The organism is Chthoniobacter sp. (assembly GCF_040003245.1).
Taxonomy (GTDB): Bacteria; Verrucomicrobiota; Verrucomicrobiia; order Chthoniobacterales; family Chthoniobacteraceae; genus Chthoniobacter.
In genome coordinates this window covers 1-20,520 of record NZ_JBDUCX010000038.1, presented here as the reverse complement: position 1 = coordinate 20,520, position 20,520 = coordinate 1, and the positions used below count along the sequence as shown (strand labels likewise).

Here is a 20,520-nt window from a genome sequence, read left to right as displayed (position 1 = left end):
TCATGACCCAGCTCACTCCTGAACAAGCTCAACAGCAACTCGACACGCACCTACGCGAGATCGTCGCGTGGCATTTCTCACCGGAAACCGGCTGCCCGTTCTGGTTGGAATGGGCGTCGAAGAATTTCGATCCGCGCCCGGTGATCAAGACCATCGACGACGTAAAGAAGTTCCCGCATTTCCAGGACGAATGGTTGCGTGATCTACAGCCCGAGGTCTGGGTGCCGAAGGAATTCAAGGGCAAGCCCTTCAGTATTTTCGAGACAGGTGGCACGACCGGCATGCCGAAGCAGCGCATCGGCTGGAATGATTTCCGCGTCGATTACTCGGAGTTCTCCGAGAAGATCAGCGACGAGGATTTCCCGCGGGGCGGCGCGTGGCTGATGATGGGGCCGACCGGCCCCCGCCGCTTGCGTCTCGCCATCGAGCATCTCGCCAATGTGCGTGGCTCGAGCTGCTACTTCATCGATCTCGATCCGCGCTGGGTGAAAAAGCTCATCTCGAACAAGAAGTTCGACGAGGCGAAGGCTTACATGGAACACGTTGTCGACCAAGCCGCGATGATCCTCAAGAACCGCAAAGTCAGCGGCCTCTTCACCACGCCCAAGCTCCTCGAGGCCCTCGCCGAGAAGGTCGATATCTACGAGGCCGGTATCCGCGGTGTCTTCTGCGGCGGCACCACCATGCTGCCTCAGTACGTGCGTTTCATCGTGGAGGAAATCCTCGAGGGCCGCATCGGCTTTTATCCGACCTACGGCAATACGCTCATGGGCCTCGCCGCCAGCGTGCCGCTGCGTCCGGAAGACAATTATTCCATCACCTACTACGCGCCGCAGCCACGCGCCGTCCTGCGCGTCGTCGATCCGAATGACACCGCGAAGACGGTCGATTACGACACGTGGGGCCGCGTGGAACTCACTACCCTGACGAAGGAGTTTTTCATGCCGCGTTTCCTCGAGCGCGACGAAGCACTGCGCCGCAAGCCCCGCGCCCCCTACGCCTGGGATGGCGTCGCGGAAGTGCGGCCCTTCGGCGCGATGGAAAAGACCATCGTCGAAGGCGTCTACTAAATTTAATTCCAAAAAACGCTGCCTTGCTGAGCGGCGGCCGGTGTTCACCATGCGCGACTGAATGAAGCGTCTGCTGTTCCCCCTGCTCCTGCCAGTCGTGTTGTTTGCCCAACAACCGGCGGCCTTCGATACGCCATTAAGTCCGTCGCAACTGGACGCGACCGCCTTCACCGAATGGGTGGATGGCGCCGCGCGCCCTGTCGAGCAGAAGGAAGGACCACGATGGGTGATCGGACTGCCGAAAGACCATCTCGGTCACTCGGGCGTAAAGTATGGCGTTTCGACCAATCCCGGCCCGCGGTATCTGCGCGTCGGCTGGAAGTCCGCGCTGCCATGTGGCGCGGTGCTGGTCCGGGGCGGGGGTGTCTTGAGCGTCTTGCGCGAAGGCGCGGAATATCCCGGGAGACTGGAGGACGACGCGCAATGGATCCCTGCGACGCATATCGCCATGGGAGCCATCGGCCGCGTGGAAGTCGGTGCGGAGGAATTTGCCATCTGGACTTTGCCGCCCGGCACGAAGACGCGGGCCCTGCGCTTCGCTCACACACCGAAAGCCACCGACAAGGAATACGCTGGCTGGCTCGGCGGCGCCTGGGTGCTGCCCGAACGCCTGGCCAATATCGCGCCGCAAGCCGTGGCAGCAGCGAGCGCTAATCCGAAAGCCGCGGAGCGGCTCAACAACGAATCCAATGACGGCAACTGGCAGGCGTGGCGTAATCTTCCCGCGCGCGGCGACGATGAAATGGCGAAGGCCGCGCCCACCATCAGCACCGAGCATCCGCAATGGGTCACGCTCATCTGGCCGCGTCCCGTGACGCTGCGCGGACTGGCTTGTCTCGGTGTCGGTGCGGCGGATGTCGATGCGGAGATTTTCACGGGGCCGGCCGATCGCCATCCGCGCGAAGCCATCGAGAAGGATTGGAAGCAGGTCGCGTCGGCAACGGGTTGGCCGGCAGGTTATCCGCAAACGCTTGCGCCCAACTTCCTCGATTTCGGTTCGATAATAACCACGCGGGCCGTGCGGTTGCGGCTGACGCGAGCGGTGGCAGAGTCGCATCCGCATCTCAATGGTCACACCCGTGACGGCCGCGCCGTATGGCTAGGCGAAGTGATGGCGCTGATGCCCCTCGGAGCAGACGACGCGAAGATCGCCCTGCTCCCGGTTGAGAAGCGCGACGAGCATCCGCCCATCCCCATTCACTTTACGTTGCGCGAGCCCGGCTTCGTCACGCTCGTGATCGACGACGCGAAAGGAAACCGCGTGCGCAATCTCCTCAGCGAAGAACCTTTCCCCGCCGGTGAAAATACCGCGTGGTGGGATGGATCAGACGATCTCGGTCGTGACCGCGACGCCGCCCGTCACGGGCTCTATCACATCCCCACGCAATTCGTCGCACCGGGCCGCTATACAGTGCGCGGGCTCGCGCATCGCGCGATCGATTTGCGCTACGAGATGAGCGTCTACAGTGCCGGCCAGCCCGCCTGGGAGACCGCGGACAAGACCGGCTGCTGGATGACGAATCACACGCCCGCGACCAGCGCGCTGTTCGTTCCCGGTGATCGCACGCCCGAGGGCCAGCCCCGCATTTATCTCGGTGCCGTCGTTTCCGAGGGCGGGCACGGGCTGCAATGGCTGAACACCGAGGGCAAAAAGCTCGGCGGGCAGGGCTGGGTTGGAAATGGCATCTGGACCAGCGCCGCTACTCTGGCCTGCGACACGGGTGCGAATGCGGACAAGGGCGTGATCTGCTACGTCGGCGCGATTCGCGATGGCGAACTGCGCATCACGGCGAAGACGATGAAGGACGAGGACAAGCCGGTGCTCAAAGTGCAGCTCGGCGATGATTGGCGGCGCGACAAAGGCAAAGTAGTCGGCACCAAGCCGGAGCCGCTCGCGGGCTTCGATGGCGGCGATAAGACGTACGTCCTCGCCGGGATCGCTGTTCGCGATGGCCTGCTTGTCGTTTCTCTTCCGCGGCAAAATGAACTACTCTTGGTGGATGTGCGTTCGGGTAAGACGGTCGGGCAGGCCAAGGTGGAGAGTCCGCGTGGCCTGGCCTTCGATGCCACTGGCAAGCTGCTCATCCTCAGCGGCACGAAACTAATCCGTTACGCGATCCATGGCCAGGCGCTTGATGCGGGTCAGTCGCTCATCGCGAACGGCCTCGAGGATCCGCGACACATTGCTCTCGATGCGAAGGGCAGTCTTTACATCAGCGACCGTGGGGCTTCGCATCAGGTGAAAATATTTGGTCCCGATGGACGCGCCCACGGAGCCATTGGCAAACCAGGCGCACCGCGCGCCGGTGCTTACGACGAATTGCATCTCAACAATCCGAATGGTCTTTGCGTCGATGAACGCGGCCGCGTGTGGGTGGCGGAAGCTGACTATCAGCCGAAGCGTGTGAGTGTGTGGAGCCCGGATGGCAAGCTGGTGCGCGCCTTCTACGGACCCAGCGAATATGGCGGCGGTGGCCAGCTTGATTCGCAGGATGCCAACCGCTTTTTCTATCGCGGCATGGAATTCGCCCTCGGCCGCGAGCACGGCACCGATCGGCTCGTGACGGTCTTTTCCCGCCCGCAGGATGACGATGCCGATGGCTCGTCGGAGTCGCACACCAACGGCCTCCCCGAGTATCCGCTCTACTTCGGCGGACGCCGCTACTTCACCAATTGCTTCAATTCGAATCCCACCACTGGCACGCCGTTCGCGATGCTGTGGATCGAGGAAAAGGGTGTGGCCCGGCGCGTGGCGGCGTTTGGCCGGGCGGCTGACTGGCCAGTGTTGCGGCGCACGGAATTCAAATCCCGCTGGCCGGCGGGCGTGGATCCTTCGGGCGATCCTGCAAAAAACGCGACGTTCTGCGCGTGGAGCGATCTGAACGGCGACGGACGCCCGCAACCGGAAGAGGTGCAGATGATCAGGGCCACCAGTGGAGGCATCGTGGTCCAACCGGGCCTCGCCTTTGCCGCTGCGCGCGTGGACGACTCGGCGATGCATTACACGCCCGTCAACTTCACGAAAGCCGGCGTGCCGGTGTATGATTTGGCAAAAGGCGAAATCCTCTTCCACGGCGCGCAAAAGCCGATGTCGAGCGGTGGCGACCAAGTGCTGGCGGACGCCAGCGGCTGGACCATCTCCACCGTGGCGCCCGCGCCTTTCCCGGCCGACAGTGTGGCCGGTGTTTTCAAGGGCCAGCCCCGTTGGTCCTATCCCAGCCTCTGGCCCGGGCTGCACGCCTCCCACGAGGCGGCGGTTCCCGACCGCCGCGGCATGCTTGTTGGCACCACGCGATTGCTTGGCGGATTTGTCAATCCCGCCGGGAGCGACACCGGTCCGCTGTGGTGCGTGAATGGCAACATGGGCAACATGTATCTCTTCACCGCCGACGGACTCTTCGTTGCGGAGCTATTCAAAGACGTGCGCCTCGGTTCGCTTTGGCAGATGCCCCGCGCGGAACGCGGCATGGACGTGACCGATCTCACGCTGCACGACGAAAATTTCTGGCCCAGCATCGCCCAGACGCCCGACGGGAAAGTCTATCTTGTCGACGGCGGGCGCACTTCGCTGGTCCGGGTGGATGGCCTCGACAGCTTGCGCCGGCTCCCCGACATTCCCCTCGATCTCAGTGCCGCCGAGCTTACCAAAGCCGCCGCGTGGGATGCGGAGCGCGAAGCCGCCCGCCAGCGCGAACGTGGCACCGAAATCCTACGCGTCACGATGTCCAAGGCCGCCCCCGTGGTGGATGGAAAACTGGACGACTGGGCCGGTGTGCAATGGGCGGTCGTCGACCAGCGTGGAACCAAGGCGAATTTCAACAGCAACAGCCAGCCGTACGACGTCAGTGCGGCGCTCGCGGTTAGCGGTGGCCGGCTCTACGCCGCCTTCCGCAGCAACGAGAACGACCTCCTGCGCAACGCCGGCGATGCGCTCAACGCGCCCTTCAAAACCGGCGGCGCTCTCGATCTCATGCTCGGCCCGGGCGGCGAGAGGAAAGGGGACGCGCCAGTAGCCGGCGACATCCGTCTGATCGTCACGCGGGTGGGCGGCAAACCGCGCGCCCTGCTTTATCGGGCTGTCGTTCCCGGGACGAAAGAACCAGTGAAATTCAGCAGCCCCTGGCGCACGATCACCCTGGACCGCGTGGACGATGTGACAAACGATGTTCAACTCGCCGATGATGGCGCCGGCCATTACGAATTCAGCATCCCGCTCCAGACCTTGGGTGCGCCTTTCGACAAGATCCAAGCGGGCACCCGGCTGCGCGGCGATGTGGGGATTCTGCGCGGCAACGGCAGTCAGACGCTCCAGCGGGTTTATTGGACCAACAAGGCCACCGCCATCGTCGCCGACGTGCCCAGTGAGGCCCAGTTGGCCCCGAAGCTCTGGGGATGGCTCGATTTTGCCGCACCATGATCGGGGGCTTTTACTCTGGGAAAGTGCCCCGGCACGGGAGGGCCGGCGAATTCCGCCAAGGAAAAACCCATTGCAGGATTTAATACGCAGACGTATAAAGGCCCGCTCCCCCGTTTCTGTAAATACCCTCTCGACCATGCAAGTCCCGCATCTCCCTGTCCTTCGCCTCGGTCGCAGCTACGAAAGCCTCGATAAACTCGAAATCAAGGACCACCGGACCGGCGAGGTCAAAGCGGTCGTTTCGACCATCAACGCCGGCATCCTGCGCAAGGATTTCCGCAAGCTCGGCGAAGCCCGGGCGGCGCTCAAGAAATTCACGATCGCCCAGCTCATTGAGATGTGTTCCAAGGCGGGCGAGTTGTTCCTCAACGGCACCTTGCCGCTCGGCGACCAGGGGCACACGCAATCACCGGACGAATACGTGGCCACGCTCAGCGCCACCAGCGGACTGCCGCACGTGATGGTGCGGCGCAACATGACCAAGATTCACCACGCGCTGACTCACCTCGGCGAGGTGCTCAATGGGCTCTCCCGTGGGCTCGATCTTTCGATCATCGATTCCGGCTTCGGTGAGCAGTTCGGCACCAAACTCTCCTTTTTCCCGACCTGCCAGGCGCTTGGGCTCGTCATGCCGAGCAATTCGCCGGCGGTCAATTCGCTCTGGCTGCCGGCCATCGCCCTCAAGACGCCGGTGATAATCAAGCCTGGTCGTGATGAGCCGTGGACGCCGTTCCGCCTCATCCAGGCCTTCATCGCCGCGGGCATCCCGGCGGAGGCGTTTGGCTTTTATCCGACGGACCATGAGGGCGCGGCCGAGATTTTGAAAAGTTGCGGACGCGCGCTGATCTTTGGGGACAAATCCACGATGGCCCAATACGCCAACAACCCCGCCATCCAGCTTCACGGCCCCGGTTGGAGCAAGATCATCGTCGGCGACGATCAGATCGAGAACTGGCGCGATTACATCGACGTGATGGCGGCGAGCATTTCCGAAAACGGCGGCCGCTCGTGCATCAATGCCAGCGCCATCGTCGTGCCGAAGTACGCCGCCGAGATCGCCGACGCGCTCGCGCAAAAACTGGGGCCGATCGTCCCGACGCGCAACGACGATCCCGAGGCGAGGTTGAGCGGATTCGCCAATCTGAAAATGGCCGACTTCATCGACGCGCAAATTGAGGACGGCCTCAAGACACCGGGAGCGGTCGACGCCACGGCGAAGTACCGCAACGGCCCACGCAAGGTGGAGTTTGAAGGGGGAGTGTATTTGCGCCCCACGATCGTCCAGTGCGACAGCTTTGCGCATCCGCTGGCGAACAAGGAATACCTCTGCCCCTACGCCAGCGTGGTGCAGTGCCCGCAGTCCGAGATGTTGAGCAAGATCGGCTACTCGCTGTCCGTCTCCGCGATCACCAAGGACGAAGCGTTCATCGAGCAAATCCAGGCCTTCCCGGAAATAGAACGCCTCAACATCGGCCCGGTCTCGACGATGAAGATTTCGTGGGACCAGCCGCACGAAGGCAACATGTTTGAATTCCTCTACCGCCGCCGCTCGATCGAGCGTGGCTGGTAACTTCCCGAAAAGACATGCCCATGCTCGCACGTCCGGCAGCTTCCCTCGCGATTCGCTCCGCGAGTGAAGCGGAAATTCCGGCATTGCGTGGGCTGGCCGAGCGCATTTGGCGTACTTCGTATGCGATGCTGCTCACCCCCGCGCAGATCGATTACATGCTCGGGTGGATGTATTCGCCGGAGACCATCGCCAGCGAGATGATGGAGGGCACGATTTGGGAAACGGCGTGGCTCGATGAAGAGTTGATCGGTTTCCATTCGTGCTCGCCTGAACCGCAGGCGCAGAGCCTGAAACTCAACAAACTCTACCTCCTGCCGGAGCTGCAAGGTCTCGGCCTCGGCCAGCAACTGCTCGACCGCGTGCATGCGCTGGCGGCGGAACGTGGCGCCCGGCAGGTCTGGCTGCAGGTCAACAAACAGAATGCGCGGGCCATTCGCGCTTACGAGCGCGCGGGCTATGGGGTCGAGCGCTCCGCAGTCTTCGATATTGGCGGGGGCTTCGTGATGGACGATTTCATCATGACGCGGGCGATCTGACTTTCCTTGACCATGCACGCCTCCACTCGCAATTCCGGCACGATCCCTGGCCTGCAAGGCTTCGATTTCAATCCGCGGACGCGGGTGATCTTCGGCGAGGACACGATCGAGCGCGTGGGGGAACTGGCTCGTGAATTTGGTTCCAAGCATGTCCTGCTTGTGACCGACAAAGGCATTGCGGCTGCGGGGCACCCATCGCGCGCCGTTGGCTTCCTCGAGGCCGCGGGCCTGCATGTCACGATTTTCGATGAGGTGCGCGAAAACCCCACCACCGTGGATGTGGAGCGCTGCGTCGCTGTAGCGCGCACGGCCGGGATCGATCTGATCGTCGGCCTCGGCGGCGGCAGTAGCATGGATACGGCGAAAGGCACCAACTTCATCCTGACCAATGGCGGGCAGATGAAGGACTACTGGGGCGTGGGCAAGGCCACGAAGCCCATGCTGCCCATGATCGCGATTCCCACGACCGCAGGCACCGGCAGCGAATGCCAGTCCTTCGCCTTGATTTCCGACGACCAGACGCACCTGAAGATGGCCTGTGGCGATCCCAAGGCCGCGGCCCGGGTGGCCATTCTCGATCCGCTGCTCACCGTCTCACAGCCGCCACGGGTGACCGCCTGCACCGGCATCGATACGCTCGTGCACGCGATCGAGACCGCGGTCACCAAAAAGCGCACCCCGCTTTCGGCGATCTACTCCCGCGAAGCCTTTCGGCTTTGTCTGGGCGGACTTGAGCGCGTCTTGCGCGATCCGCAGGATCTCGAGGCGCGCGGCATGATGCAGCTTAGCGCGGCCTTTGCCGGTACGGCGATCGAAAACAGCATGCTCGGTGCGGCCCACTCCGCGGCCAATCCGCTCACGGCGCGGTTTGGCGTAGTGCATGGGCAGGCGGTGGGCTTGATGCTGCCCGCGGTGATCGCCTTCAACGCGCGCGATCCCCTGGCGCACGAACGCTACATGGAGCTCAGCGAGACCGCGGACCTCGGCCCAATCGAGGAATTCGTGGCGGAATTGGAAGTGCTGCTCGATGTTGCCAAAATGCGCGAAGGCCTTGCTCAATACGGTATCGACCCCAAACAGTTCCCGGCGCTCGCGAAGGAAGCCGCGCAACAGTGGACCGCGGGCTTCAATCCGCGGCAAATTGACGCTGCCGATTTCGAGCGTCTTTACGAGGAGGTCTTCGGATGAGAGCCCTCGTTGTACTATTCGCGCTCGCCGTTGCCGCCCATGGAGCCGACTGGCCCATGCACCGCGGAGGCCCGCAATTGCAAGGCCGCGCGGACATGGCCGCCCCGGCGAAGCCGGATCTCGCGTGGACTTTCTCCGCCGGCAAACCGATCAAGGCGGGCGCCGCGATCGTGGCGGGGCGCGTTTTTGTCGGGGACGACGATGGCATGGTGCACGCCGTCGAATTCGCGACCGGCAAGGAACTTTGGAAATTCAAGACCGAGGCGAGCATCGAGGCGACGCCATTGGTGCTGCGCGACGTCGTCTACCTTGGTTCCAGCGATGGCAACGTTTACGCGCTCGAGGCGGCGACGGGAAAACTGAAGTGGAAATATGAGACCGGCGACAAGGTGCTGGGCGGCGCGAATTACGCGAAGAATCCGACGGGTGACGGCGAGTGGCTGCTCATCGGCAGCTACGATACCAATTTGCATTGCGTCGACGCGGCGACCGGCAAGGTCGTCTGGACACACGCCACGGACAATTACATCAACGGCACCCCCGCCCTCTTTTCGACCGGGGAAATCGTTTTCGGCGGCTGCGACAGCTACATTCATGTGCTGCAATTGATCGACGGCAAGGAACTGCGGCAGATCGATTCCGATGCCTACATCGCCTCCTCGGTAGCGATCATGGATGGCCTCGGTTACGTCGGGAACTACGGAAACCTCGTGCTGGCCTTCGATCCCAATGGCCCCAAGGGCAGCGAGGTGAAATGGAAATATCGCGACCGCAGTTTTCCCTACTTCTCCTCGGCTGCCCTCACAGCGGACCGCGTGATCATCGGCGGACGCGACAAGCGCCTGCACTGCATCGACCGCGCCACCGGCAATGGTGTGTGGAAGTTCGACGCACGCGGCCAGGTGGACAGTTCACCCATCATCTGCGGCGACGCCATCGTCGTCGGCTGCGAGGATGGCCGGCTTTACTGCGTCAATCTCGCCGATGGCAAGGAGCGCTGGGAATATGAGATCGGCGCCGCTGTCACCGCCTCACCCGCTGCTGCCGACGGCCTGGTCATTGTCGGCGCGGAGGACGGAAATCTTTACGCATTCGGTAAACCTGCAGCACCCGCAAAACCATGAGTCACGACGTTCTCGAAATTCTCGAACAAGATAAGAAACACGACGAAACAGAGGTCGGTAACTACTTCGTCGCCAACTACCCGCCATTCTCCTACTGGGACGCCGAGACTGCCAAGACCGTGCGCGGCCTGCTTGACCAACCGCAGAAGCCGGGCGTGCCGCTCGGCGTCTATTTCCACGTTCCGTTTTGCCGCAAGCGCTGCCACTTCTGCTACTTCCGCGTTTACACCGACAAGAACGCCGACGAGATCAAGCGTTACCTGGACGCCGGCATCGCCGAATTTGAAATCTACGCTCGCTCGCCGCTCATCCGCGGGCGCAAACCGCAGTTCGTTTACTTCGGCGGGGGCACCCCCAGCTACCTGTCGGTCTCGCAATTGAAATCGCTCACCGATCGCATGAAAGCCCTGCTGCCGTGGGACGAAGTAGAAGAAGTCGCCTTCGAAGCCGAACCCGGTACGCTCACGGAAGCGAAACTCAGTGCCATCCGCGAGATCGGCGTGACGCGCCTCTCGCTCGGCGTCGAGAATTTCGATAGCCACATCCTCGAGATCAACGGCCGCGCCCATCGCACCGACGAAATCTATCGCGCCTACAATTTCGCGCGTTCCATCGGCTTCCCGCAGATCAACATCGATCTCATCTCCGGCATGGTCGAGGAGACCGAGGAGAACTGGCGCGAGAATGTGCGCAAGACCATCGAATTGCAGCCCGACAGCGTGACGATCTACCAGATGGAAGTGCCTTACAACACCGGCATCTACAAGGACATGAAGGCTGAGGGCAAACTCACCGCTCCGGTGGCCAATTGGCACACCAAGCGCGCTTGGGTGGACTACGCGTTCAGCGAAATGGAGAAGGTCGGCTACACCGTCACCAGCGGTTACACCGCGGTGCGCGATCCGCAAAAGACGAAGTTCATTTATCGCGATGCCTTGTGGAGCGGCGCGGATCTCATCGGCCTCGGCGTCGCGTCCTTCTCCCATATCGCGGGCACCCACTTCCAAAACATCAACGAATTCTCGCAGTATCTCGAGGCGATCCAGGCCGGCGAACTGCCCATCTCGCGCGCCATGACGACGACCGAGGAGGAGCGCATGATCCGCGAATTCATCCTGCAAATGAAACTCGGACGCGTGAGCCTCCAGTATTTCCGGGATAAGTTCAGCGTGAATGTCGCCGAGCGCTTCAGTCAGCAGTTCGATGACCTGCGTGCGCGCAATCTGCTCACCACGCAAGGCGACTGGCTCGTGCTCACCCGCGAAGCCTTGCTCAAGGTCGACACGCTGCTCCACGCGTTCTTCCTGCCCCAACACCGCGGCCCGCGTTACGTATGATTACCGCGCACGAAACCGAGTTGCTCTATCCGCTCACGCTATTTTGGCAGACGGGCGGTCACGCCTTGCCCGAGTACACCGTGCTCGATGGCGAAGCGGTCCCCGAGCCTTACCGTGGCCTGCTCGTTCATAATGGCGACATGACTTCGCGGCTCGAGAAGTTCTGGCGCGGCGACATCGTCCTCGAAGTGCTGCATCGCGAGCACACCCCGGAAGTCTATCGCCGCGAAGTCGTACTGCACATTGAGCAGACCGATCTGCCCGTGGAATACGGCGCCATCGAAATCGACCTCAGCGCGTTCGACGGCGAATTGCGGCAGCTCATTCTGGAGCAACACTTGCCGCTCGGCGGGTTGCTCAATCGCTTCGCCATTCGCTATCGCAGCGAACCGAAGGGCTTCATCAAGCTTGGCGCCGATGCGGTCATGCAGCGCGTCTTTCGTCTGCCCGAGACGCACGAGTTTTACGGGCGGTGCAACGTCCTGCTCGGCGACCACGATCGTGCGCTGGCGCGGATCGTCGAGGTCTTGCGGCCGGCGGAAGCCGCCCCATTGTAGATGATCGCGGGCCGGCTGGTTTCGAAAATCGCGGTGGTGATGCTGCTGGCGGCGTCCGCTCCCGCCGCGGATTGGCCGCGCTACCTCGGGCCGAATAACGACAGCAGTTCGTCGGAAACGAAGCTCCTGCACGAGTGGCCGAAGGAAGGCCCGCACAAGCTTTGGGAATATCCGAAGGGCGACGGTCACACCGGTCCGGTCGTCGCCGGCGGGCGCGTCGTTCTCTTTCACGCGCTCGATGGCCATGAAGTCATCGACTGCCTCGATGCCGCCACCGGCGCCCGCCAATGGCGCGTCAGCTATCCCGCGGATTATCAGGCGCAATTCGGCGCCGGCCCTGGACCGCGCACCGCTCCCGTCATCGACGGCGGGCTCGTCTTCACCCTCGGCATCAAAGGCACGCTCCAGGCGCTCGACCTCGCCACCGGCGCGGTGAAATGGAAACGCGAACTCGCCAGTGAGTACAAGTTGCTGCCCACCTTTTTCGGCCAGGGCGGCACGCCGCTCGTCATGGGCGACAAATTGATTGTCCCGCTCGGCACCGAAGACCAGAAATCCGTCGTCGCGCTTGACAAGCAAACCGGCCGCGAGCTCTGGGCGGCGAAGCACGCCTGGGGATCGAGTTACTCCTCGCCCGTGCCGGCCAAATTTTACGGACGCGAGTGCGTGCTGGCCTTTCAGGGCGGCATGGACGATCCACCCACCGGCGGCCTGCTCGTGATCGATGCCGCCGATGGCACCGTGTTCAGCGCCACGCCGCACCGCGCGCGCATGTTCGCCAGCGTCAGCATTTCCGCCCCGGTTGTTTCGGGAAATCGCGTCTTCATCGCCGAGGCCTACACCGAGGGCGGAGCGTGTGTGGAGATCGCACCGGATTTCACCGCGAAAGTCGCGTGGCGCGCGCGCAAGTTCGACACCTATCTCATGTCCGCGGTGCCCTACGATGGCTGCTTTTTCGGCTTCGCCGGACAGCACCAGCAAAACGCCGCGCTCGTCTGCTACGAAGTCGCTTCCGGCAATGAACTCTGGCGCGATGATCTCGGCGGCCGATTCCAGCGCGGTTCCTTGCTGCGGGCCGATGGCGGCTTCCTCTGCCTCGGCGAAAATGGCGATCTCGCGTGGCTCGATCTCACTCGCAAAGGCGCGAAGATCACCGCCGCCGCGAAATTCTTTCACGCCCCGGAAACGTGGACCGCCCCGGCCCTCAGCGATGGCCGGCTCTTCATCTGCCAGAATGAAGCGGGCGCTAATGGCACCAAGCCGCGACTCATCTGCTACGACCTTCACGGCCGGTAGCCACCGATGAAAATCGTCCTGCTTACGCCCGGCACTGGCAGCTACCACTGCGGCGTCTGCATGCGCGACAATGCGCTCGCCAAAGAACTGCACCGGCAGGGGCACGACGCGCTCATGCTGCCGATGTACCTGCCGCTCACGCTCGACGAGGACGCCGCCAGCCCGGATATGCCCATCTTCTTTGGTGGCGTGAGCGTTTATCTGCGGCAGAAAATCCCGTGGTTGCGCCACATGCCGCACTGGCTCGATCGTCTCCTCGCGAATCGCGCGCTCCTCCGCCTCGTCGCCGGCAAGGCCGCCGCTCGCACGGGCGGACCCGACGTCGCGGAACTGACCCTCTCCATGCTCCGCGGCGAACTCGGCAATCAGGCCGGCGAAATCGAAGAACTCATCGCCTGGCTCCGCGAGCACGGCCGGCCCGACGCCATCTGGATCTCCACCGCGCTCCAGGCCGGTCTCGCCCGGCGGATCAAGGCCGAACTCGGCGTGCCCGTCCTCGGTTTCCTGCAAGGCGAGGACGCCTTTATCGACGGTCTCGGCGCCCCGTGGAGCGAACGCGTCTGGACATTGCTCAGCGAGCGCATGCGTGACACCGACCGCTGGATTGCCCCCAGCCAATACTTCGCTGAACTCATGGCCCAGCGCCTCGGCTGGAGCGCTGCCGAACGCGAACAGCGCATCCAGGTCGTGCCCAATGGCATCTCGCTCGACGGCTACGGCGCCGCACCCGAGCCCCCGCCGCAAGTCATCGGCTACCTCGCGCGCTTCATACCGGGCAAAGGTCTGGGCTTATTGGTCAACGCCTTCATCGCCTTGAAAAAACGCGGCCGCTTTCCCCAGGCGAAACTTCGCTGCGCCGGCTCCATGACCGAGCACGACACCATTTACGTCGAAACCCTCCAGGCCCATCTGCGCACTGCCGGCTTCGAGGAGGACGTCGAATGGCACCCCAACGTCAGCCGCGAAGAGAAGATCACCTTCCTGGAGGGCCTCACCCTGTTCTCCGTCCCCGCCACTTACGGCGAAGCCTTCGGCATGTACGTCATTGAGGCCCTCGCTGCCGGCGTGCCCGTCGTCCTGCCCAACACCGCCGCCTTCCCCGAGCTCGTCGAGAGCACCGGCGGTGGCCTGCTTTTTACTCTGGCGGGCAATGACGCCGGCGATGCCGAACGCCTCGCCGATGCCCTCGAATCCCTCCTCGCCGCTCCTGAGCAGGCCCGCGCCTTGGGCGCCAGTGGACGTGCCGCCATCCAGCGCGAATACACCATCTCCCGCCTCGCGGAACGCCTCGCCGCGATCACACGCGAAATGATCGACGCGCCGCAGCCCGTCCATTAAGTTCCGCCGCAATGCCTTACGAATTCAAGCACACCCGCCGCGTGGAATTTGCGGAAACCGACATGGCGGGCATTGTGCATTTCTCGAATTTTTTCCGCATGATGGAAGCTGCCGAGCACGCCTTTTTTCGTTCGCTCGGCTTCACTATTCACGGACTGGAAGACGACACCACGCTTGGCTGGCCGCGGGTCAGTGCGGCGTGCGATTACCGCGCTCCTCTGCGCTTCGAGGAAGAGGTCGAGATCCATCTCGTTGTCGCCGAGGTGCGCAGCCGCTCCATCCGTTACCAGTTCATTTTCCGCAAGGTCGGCGATGGCACGGAAGTCGCCCGTGGCAGCGTTGCCGCCGTCTGCGCCACCGTCGATAAAACGACCGGCAAGCTGGTCCCCGTCCTCATCCCCGATCGCATCCGCGCGAAGATCTCAGCCGCCCCGCCGGAGTTACTAAGAACGCCCGCCGCAGCCTGATTGATATTTTACCCTACACACCACATGCCACCGACCACCGCATCCCAATCCTCCGCCACCTGGCTCTCGTTTGCCCTGCTCACCGTGCTCTGCTGGGGCACCTACGGTATCTTCCTTGCCACGGGCTCCGAAAACATGCACGACGCCGCGAACGGCCGCATGAAGGCGTTCCTCTTTGTCGGCATCGCCTACTTTCTGGCCGCCGTGCTCGCGCCCTTGCTCATCCTCGTGCTCAGCGGCGCGAATTGGGACTACCCCGTGAAGGGCATGGTCCTGTCCCTCGTCGCCGGCATCGTGGGCGCCATCGGTGCGCTCGGCGTGCTCCTCGCCTTCGGCGCCAAGGGCAACCCGGCGGTGGTCATGACCATCGTCTTCTCCGGCGCACCGGTCATCAACGCGATCATCTCGCTCATTGTGAAGCCGCCCGCCAACGGCATCGGCAGCGTGCCGATTCAATTCTGGCTCGGCATTCTCCTCGCCGTCTGCGGTGGCGCCTTGGTGACGAAATACAAGCCCGGCCCCTCGCATGGGCCGAAGCCCGCCGCGCCCGTCGTCGCCGAGCAAAAGGCCTAGGGCCGCCGTCATCCTTCGAGGAGCAGCACCCCCGCCGCATGAGCCAGATCGAGCATCTGCGCGCGCTGCTCGCCGAACTCACGCCGGGCAATCGCTTCTACTCCCGGCGGCTCGCGGCGGAAGGCGTGGACGCTCGCGCCATCGCCTCGCTGGAGGAATTCTCCCAGCGCATCGCCTTCACGCACAAGCAGGATCTCGTCGTTGACCAGGCGGCGCACTCGCCCTACGGCACCAATCACACCTACCCGCTCGAGCGCTACACGCGCTTCTGCCAGACCAGCGGCACCACCGCCCGCCCGCTCGTCATCCTCGACACGCCGGAGAGTTGGGACTGGATGCTCGGCAACTGGGCGGCCATCTACCGCGCCGGCGGGTTGGTCCCCGGCGACCGCATTTACTTCGCCTTCTCCTTCGGTCCGTTCCTCGGCTTCTGGACCGCCTTCGATGCTGCGGCGAAATCCGGCTATCTCGGCATCCCCGGCGGTGGCCTCGGCAGCGCCGCGCGGGTCCGCGCCATGATCCAGCACCGCGCCACCGTGCTCTGCTGCACACCCACCTACGCGCTGCATCTCGCCCAGGCTGCGGTGAAGGAAGAGATCGATCTCCGCGAGGCATCGGTGAAAAAGATCATCGTCGCTGGCGAGACCGGCGGCAGCGTGCCTGAGGTGCGGCAGCGCATCAGCGCGGCCTGGCACGGCGCCGAAGTGCTCGACCACTACGGCATGACCGAAGTCGGCCCCGTTGCCTACCAGACCCCGCAGCGCCCCGATCTTTTGGAAATCATCGAGGACTCCTATTTCGCCGAGATCGTCCGCCCGGAATCCGGCGAACCCGTCGCCCCCGGTGAAACCGGCGAACTCGTCCTCACCACGCTCGGCCGCACCGCCTGCCCGTTGCTCCGCTATCGCACCGGCGACCTCGTGCGCCGCGCGCCGGATGTCCCCGGCTTCGCTCTTGCCGGCGGCATCATCGGGCGCGCCGACGACATGGTCGTCGTCCGCGGCGTCAACCTCTACCCCGCCGCCTTCGATGCCGCCGTGCGCCTCGTGCCGGAGATCGAGGAATACCGCGTCGTCATCAGCCATCGCGGCGCCTTGACGGAGGTCGAGGTCCAGTTCGAAAGCGCCGACGACACCGCCGCCAAGAAACTCGAGCGTGCCCTCTCCTCCACCTTTTCCCTGCGCATCCCAGTCACCCCCGTCGCGCCTCTCACCCTGCCGCGCTTCGAAATGAAAGCGCGACGCTGGATCACGCGCGATTAAGTTACGCCTATGCTCCTCGAAATTCGCAACCTCACCAAGACCTACCGCGCTCCCGACGGTGGCGACGCTGTCGATGTGCTGCGCGGCGTGGACCTGCAAATGGCTGCGGGCGAAACGCTCTCCATCGTCGGTCCCTCCGGGTCAGGCAAGAGCACCGTCCTCAACGTCATCGGCGCGCTCGACCAGGCCGATGCCGGCGAAGTGCTTGTCGACGGCCGCGACATCGAGAAGCTCAATAAGAACGAACTGGCTGCCTACCGCAGCACCACCGTCGGCTTTATCTTCCAACTGCACCACCTCCTCCCGCAGTGCACTATCCTGGAGAACGTCCTCGTCCCCACGCTCGCCGTGCCTAAGCCCCAGCGCGAAGCCGCCCGTGGCCGCGCGGAGGAATTGCTCGAGGCCGTCGGCCTGAAGCATCGCCTCAACCACCGGCCCGGCGAACTCTCCGGCGGGGAACGCCAGCGCGTGGCCGTCGCGCGTTCGCTCATCAACGAGCCCAAGCTTCTCCTCGCCGATGAACCCACCGGCGCCCTCGACCGCGTCAACGCCGCCAAGCTCGTCGACCTCCTCGTCGAGCTCAATCGCACGCGCAAGGTCACGCTCATCATGGTCACGCACGCTCCCGAACTCGCCGAGCGCATGGCCCGCGTGCTCGAACTCGTGGACGGCAAGCTCATCGCCCAGGCATGAATGCCCGGACCGCAACTCCGGGGAGCGCACTCGTCCCGAGTGCTGGTCGTGTCGTCCCGACACGACGAACTTCCATAAGCCGACTTCGTAGAAGGCCCTCAATTTTCTCTTTCGTCACCCGGCAAAAAGTTCGTTTCGGCGGGACGTCGAAACCAGCACTCGAGACGAGTGCGCTCCCCGGAGATTTGCGCTGCGCCTTATGAATGCGTGGCGATTGATCTTCAGCGGAGCGCGCTACTATTGGCGCACGCATCTCGGCGTCTTGATCGGCGCCGCCCTCGGCGCCCTCGTCCTCACCGGCGCATTGCTCGTCGGCGATTCCGTGAAAGCGACCCTGCGCGGCCAGGCCCTCGCCCGCGTCGGCCATACAGACGTCGCCATGACCGCCGGCGACCGCTTCTTCCGCGCGGCACTCGCGAAATCGGTCAGTCCCGACGCAGCCCCCGCCATGATGCTGCGTGCTTCCGTCGCCCGCGCCGATGGCGCCGCGAGGGTGAATACGATCCAATTGCTCGGCGTCGAGGAACACTTCTGGAAGCTTTCGCTCGCAAATCAACCGGTCGACCTCCCCTCGGATGGCATCGTGCTCAACGAGCGTCTCGCCCAGCAACTCGGCGCGAAGGCGGGTGACACCGTCGTCGTTCGCGTGGAAAAGCCCGGGCTCTTTTCGCGCGATGCGCCACTCTCCGGCGACGAGAGCGATGTCGTGGCCATCCGCGCCAAGGTCACTCGTGTTGTCTCCGCTGCGGATTACGGAAACTTCGCCCTCACCGCGAGCCAGATCCCACCATTTTCGGCATTCCTTTCGCTTGATGTCCTGGCGGGAAAGGTCGGGCTGGCTGGGAAAGCGAATCTTTTACTGGGGCGCAATCCGGGTCAGTCCATCCCCGCACCAACGGAACGCTCTCTTTTTCAGCATGACCAAAACAAGAGGCACATCCGTGACGAATCGCTTTTGCTCATTGAGGTGATGAGCGATTTCTCGCTGGCCGACGCGTCGCTCGATTTGCTCGATCTCAAGACTGGGGGCATCGAACTGCGCAGTCCGCGTGTCTTTCTCGAGCCGGTGATTGTCAACGCGGCACTGTTGGCGCAGGGCGGAGAGCGCGTGGAAGCGCTGACGTATTTCGTCAACGAGCTGCGTGCGGGCGACAAGGCGACACCGTACTCCATGGTTACCGCCGTCACCCCGGCCGCTGCGGGCCCGGTGCCCGCCGATTTGAAGGACGGCGAGATCGCCATTACCCAATGGCTGGCGGATGATCTGTCGGTAGGCGTCGGCGGCGTAGTGGCCATCAAGTATTACGTCATGGGCGAGCGGCGGGAGTTGGTGGAAAAGACCCACCAATTCACCGTGCGTGTGGTGCTTCCGATGGATGCGCCGCAGGTCAACAGCTCGTGGATGCCCGATTTCCCTGGCCTCGCGGACAAGCAGAACTGCCGCGACTGGAAGCCCGGCTTTGACTTCGATTCCACGAAGATGCGCGACAAGGATCAGGCCTACTGGGAAAAGTATCGCGGCACGCCCAAGGCCTTCGTGAATCTTAAGATCGGGCAGGAGCTGTGGGGCAATCGCTGGGGCAAGATGACGGCGATCCGCTGGCTCGCCGGGACGGACAAGACGGCCTTGGAAAAAGAGCTGCTCTCGAGACTCACGCCCGACATGCTCGGCTTTCAATTCATCCCCCTGCGTGAGCAGGCACTGGCCGCGACCCATGCCCCAGTCGATTTCGGCGAGCTGTTCGTCTACTTCTCCTTCTTCCTCATCATCGCCGCCGCCGTGCTCACGGGCATGCTCTTCGTCTTCTCGCTCGAGCAGCGCAATGCCGAGGCGGGCCTGCTGCTCGCGCTCGGGCTGCGCCCGAAACAGGTGCGCCGCATCTTTCTCTCCGAGGGCGCCATCCTCGCCTTCGTCGGCAGCGTGCTCGGCGCCTTTGCCGGCATCCTTTATACCAAGGTGGTCCTCTACGCCCTGTCCACCGTCTGGCGTGGTGCTGTCGGCTCGGTCCAGTTTCAGTTCGTCCTGCCACCGGAGACCCTGGCCACCGGCGTCTTCTCGGGCGTCGCCGTCGCCTTGCTTGCCATGTGGCTGGCCAGCCGCCGGCAGTTGCGGCACAGCGCGCGGGAATTGATGAACGGGGAAGTCGTTGAGTCTGCCAAACGGCAGGGCAAACCCGTCGTCGTCTTGACCCTCGCCGTGGTCGCCCTGCTCAGTGCCGTGGGCTTGCTCTTGTCGGTCAAAGGCGCGGAGGCCTTTTTTGGCGCGGGCGCGTTGCTCCTCATCTCCGGCATGCTCTTTTGTCTCGGCTGGTTGCGGCGTCTTGCGATGGCGGCGACGAGTGGCCTCGCCAGCATATCCGAGCTCGGCACGCGCAATACCACCCGTCGCCGCGGGCGCAGCCTCGCCACCATCGCCGTGCTCGCCAGCGGCGTCTTCATGGTGGTGGCCGTCGATTCCTTCCGCCACCCCGCTCCTCGCGATGGCGACACCAGCGATCCGGGCACCGGGGGCTTTGCGCTAGTCGGGGAATCCGCTCTGCCCATCTACGAGGATCTCAACTCCGCCAAGGGCCGCGCCCAGTACGGCCTCGGCGATGACGTCATGCAGAATGTGAAAGTCGTCCCGCTTCGCGTCCGCGACGGCGACGAAGCCAGTTGCCTCAATCTCAACCTCGCCCTTCAGCCGCGCATTCTTGGCGTGCAGCCCAAGGAACTCGCCGCGCGCAAAGCCTTCCAATTCTCCGGCGGAAAAGGCGATTGGAACGCCCTCACACAGACCCTCGCTGCCGATGAAATCCCCGGCATCGCCGACGCCAACACGCTGGAATACTCCGTGAAGAAAAGCGTTGGCGACACCATCGAGTACCGCGACGAACGCGGACAAACGCTCAAGGCGCGCATCGTCGCCGCGCTCGCCGGTTCCCTTCTGCAAGGCAACGTGCTCATTTCGGAAGACGCCTTCGTGAAGCACTTCCCGGGCAGCAGCGGCTACCGGTATTTCCTCATCGATTGCCCGCCGGACAAGGCGGAGACGGTGCGCGCCGCGCTCTCCCGCGCGCTCACCGATCGCGGCCTGGAACTCACCACCACCG

At 63.6% G+C, this 20,520-nt stretch carries 15 protein-coding genes; all 15 read left to right on the top strand.

The genetic code is table 11. The annotated features are described in order from the left end of the window. Positions 1-2 precede the first annotated feature (2 nt). Positions 3-1,070, top strand: a complete 1,068-nt coding sequence (locus ABJF10_RS07230; protein ID WP_348543864.1) for a hypothetical protein — start codon at positions 3-5, stop codon at positions 1,068-1,070. Between the two features lie 61 nt (positions 1,071-1,131). Then, entirely contained in the window at positions 1,132-5,487 is a 4,356-nt protein-coding gene (locus ABJF10_RS07225) for a hypothetical protein (protein WP_348543863.1), read from the top strand. Positions 5,488-5,623: 136 nt separating this feature from the next. Further along, positions 5,624-7,057, top strand: a complete 1,434-nt coding sequence (locus ABJF10_RS07220) for an aldehyde dehydrogenase family protein (protein WP_348543862.1) — start codon at positions 5,624-5,626, stop codon at positions 7,055-7,057. Positions 7,058-7,077: 20 nt separating this feature from the next. Beyond that, positions 7,078-7,593, top strand: a complete 516-nt coding sequence (locus ABJF10_RS07215; RefSeq protein WP_348543861.1) for a GNAT family N-acetyltransferase — start codon at positions 7,078-7,080, stop codon at positions 7,591-7,593. A gap of 12 nt (positions 7,594-7,605) precedes the next feature. Next, positions 7,606-8,781 (top strand): iron-containing alcohol dehydrogenase, encoded by a 1,176-nt coding sequence (locus ABJF10_RS07210; RefSeq protein WP_348543860.1) that lies wholly within the window; start codon positions 7,606-7,608, stop codon positions 8,779-8,781. Then, a complete protein-coding gene (locus ABJF10_RS07205) occupies positions 8,778-9,905 on the top strand; it encodes a PQQ-binding-like beta-propeller repeat protein (RefSeq protein ID WP_348543859.1) in 1,128 nt (375 codons plus the stop codon). The genes ABJF10_RS07210 and ABJF10_RS07205 overlap by 4 nt, the downstream gene beginning before the upstream one ends. Then, positions 9,902-11,242, top strand: coding sequence for a coproporphyrinogen-III oxidase family protein (locus tag ABJF10_RS07200; RefSeq protein WP_348543858.1), 1,341 nt, complete (start codon positions 9,902-9,904; stop codon positions 11,240-11,242). Before ABJF10_RS07205 ends, ABJF10_RS07200 begins: the two co-directional genes overlap by 4 nt. Beyond that, positions 11,239-11,799: a hypothetical protein gene (locus ABJF10_RS07195; protein ID WP_348543857.1), complete on the top strand. Its 561-nt coding sequence runs from the start codon at positions 11,239-11,241 to the stop codon at positions 11,797-11,799. The genes ABJF10_RS07200 and ABJF10_RS07195 overlap by 4 nt, the downstream gene beginning before the upstream one ends. After that, positions 11,800-13,095: a PQQ-binding-like beta-propeller repeat protein gene (locus ABJF10_RS07190; protein WP_348543856.1), complete on the top strand. Its 1,296-nt coding sequence runs from the start codon at positions 11,800-11,802 to the stop codon at positions 13,093-13,095. A 6-nt stretch (positions 13,096-13,101) separates the two neighbouring features. Further along, positions 13,102-14,433, top strand: a complete 1,332-nt coding sequence (locus ABJF10_RS07185) for a glycosyltransferase family 4 protein (protein WP_348543855.1) — start codon at positions 13,102-13,104, stop codon at positions 14,431-14,433. A gap of 11 nt (positions 14,434-14,444) precedes the next feature. Continuing rightward, positions 14,445-14,900, top strand: a complete 456-nt coding sequence (locus tag ABJF10_RS07180; protein WP_348543854.1) for a thioesterase family protein — start codon at positions 14,445-14,447, stop codon at positions 14,898-14,900. Between the two features lie 24 nt (positions 14,901-14,924). Beyond that, complete coding sequence (locus ABJF10_RS07175) at positions 14,925-15,473, top strand: hypothetical protein (protein ID WP_348543853.1); 549 nt, start codon at positions 14,925-14,927, stop codon at positions 15,471-15,473. A 38-nt stretch (positions 15,474-15,511) separates the two neighbouring features. Continuing rightward, positions 15,512-16,735, top strand: coding sequence for an AMP-binding protein (locus ABJF10_RS07170; RefSeq protein WP_348543852.1), 1,224 nt, complete (start codon positions 15,512-15,514; stop codon positions 16,733-16,735). Between the two features lie 9 nt (positions 16,736-16,744). After that, positions 16,745-17,428: an ABC transporter ATP-binding protein gene (locus ABJF10_RS07165; protein ID WP_348543851.1), complete on the top strand. Its 684-nt coding sequence runs from the start codon at positions 16,745-16,747 to the stop codon at positions 17,426-17,428. Positions 17,429-17,627: 199 nt separating this feature from the next. Then, the coding region (locus tag ABJF10_RS07160) for an ABC transporter permease (protein WP_348543850.1) at positions 17,628-20,520 on the top strand (2,893 nt) is incomplete at its 3' end.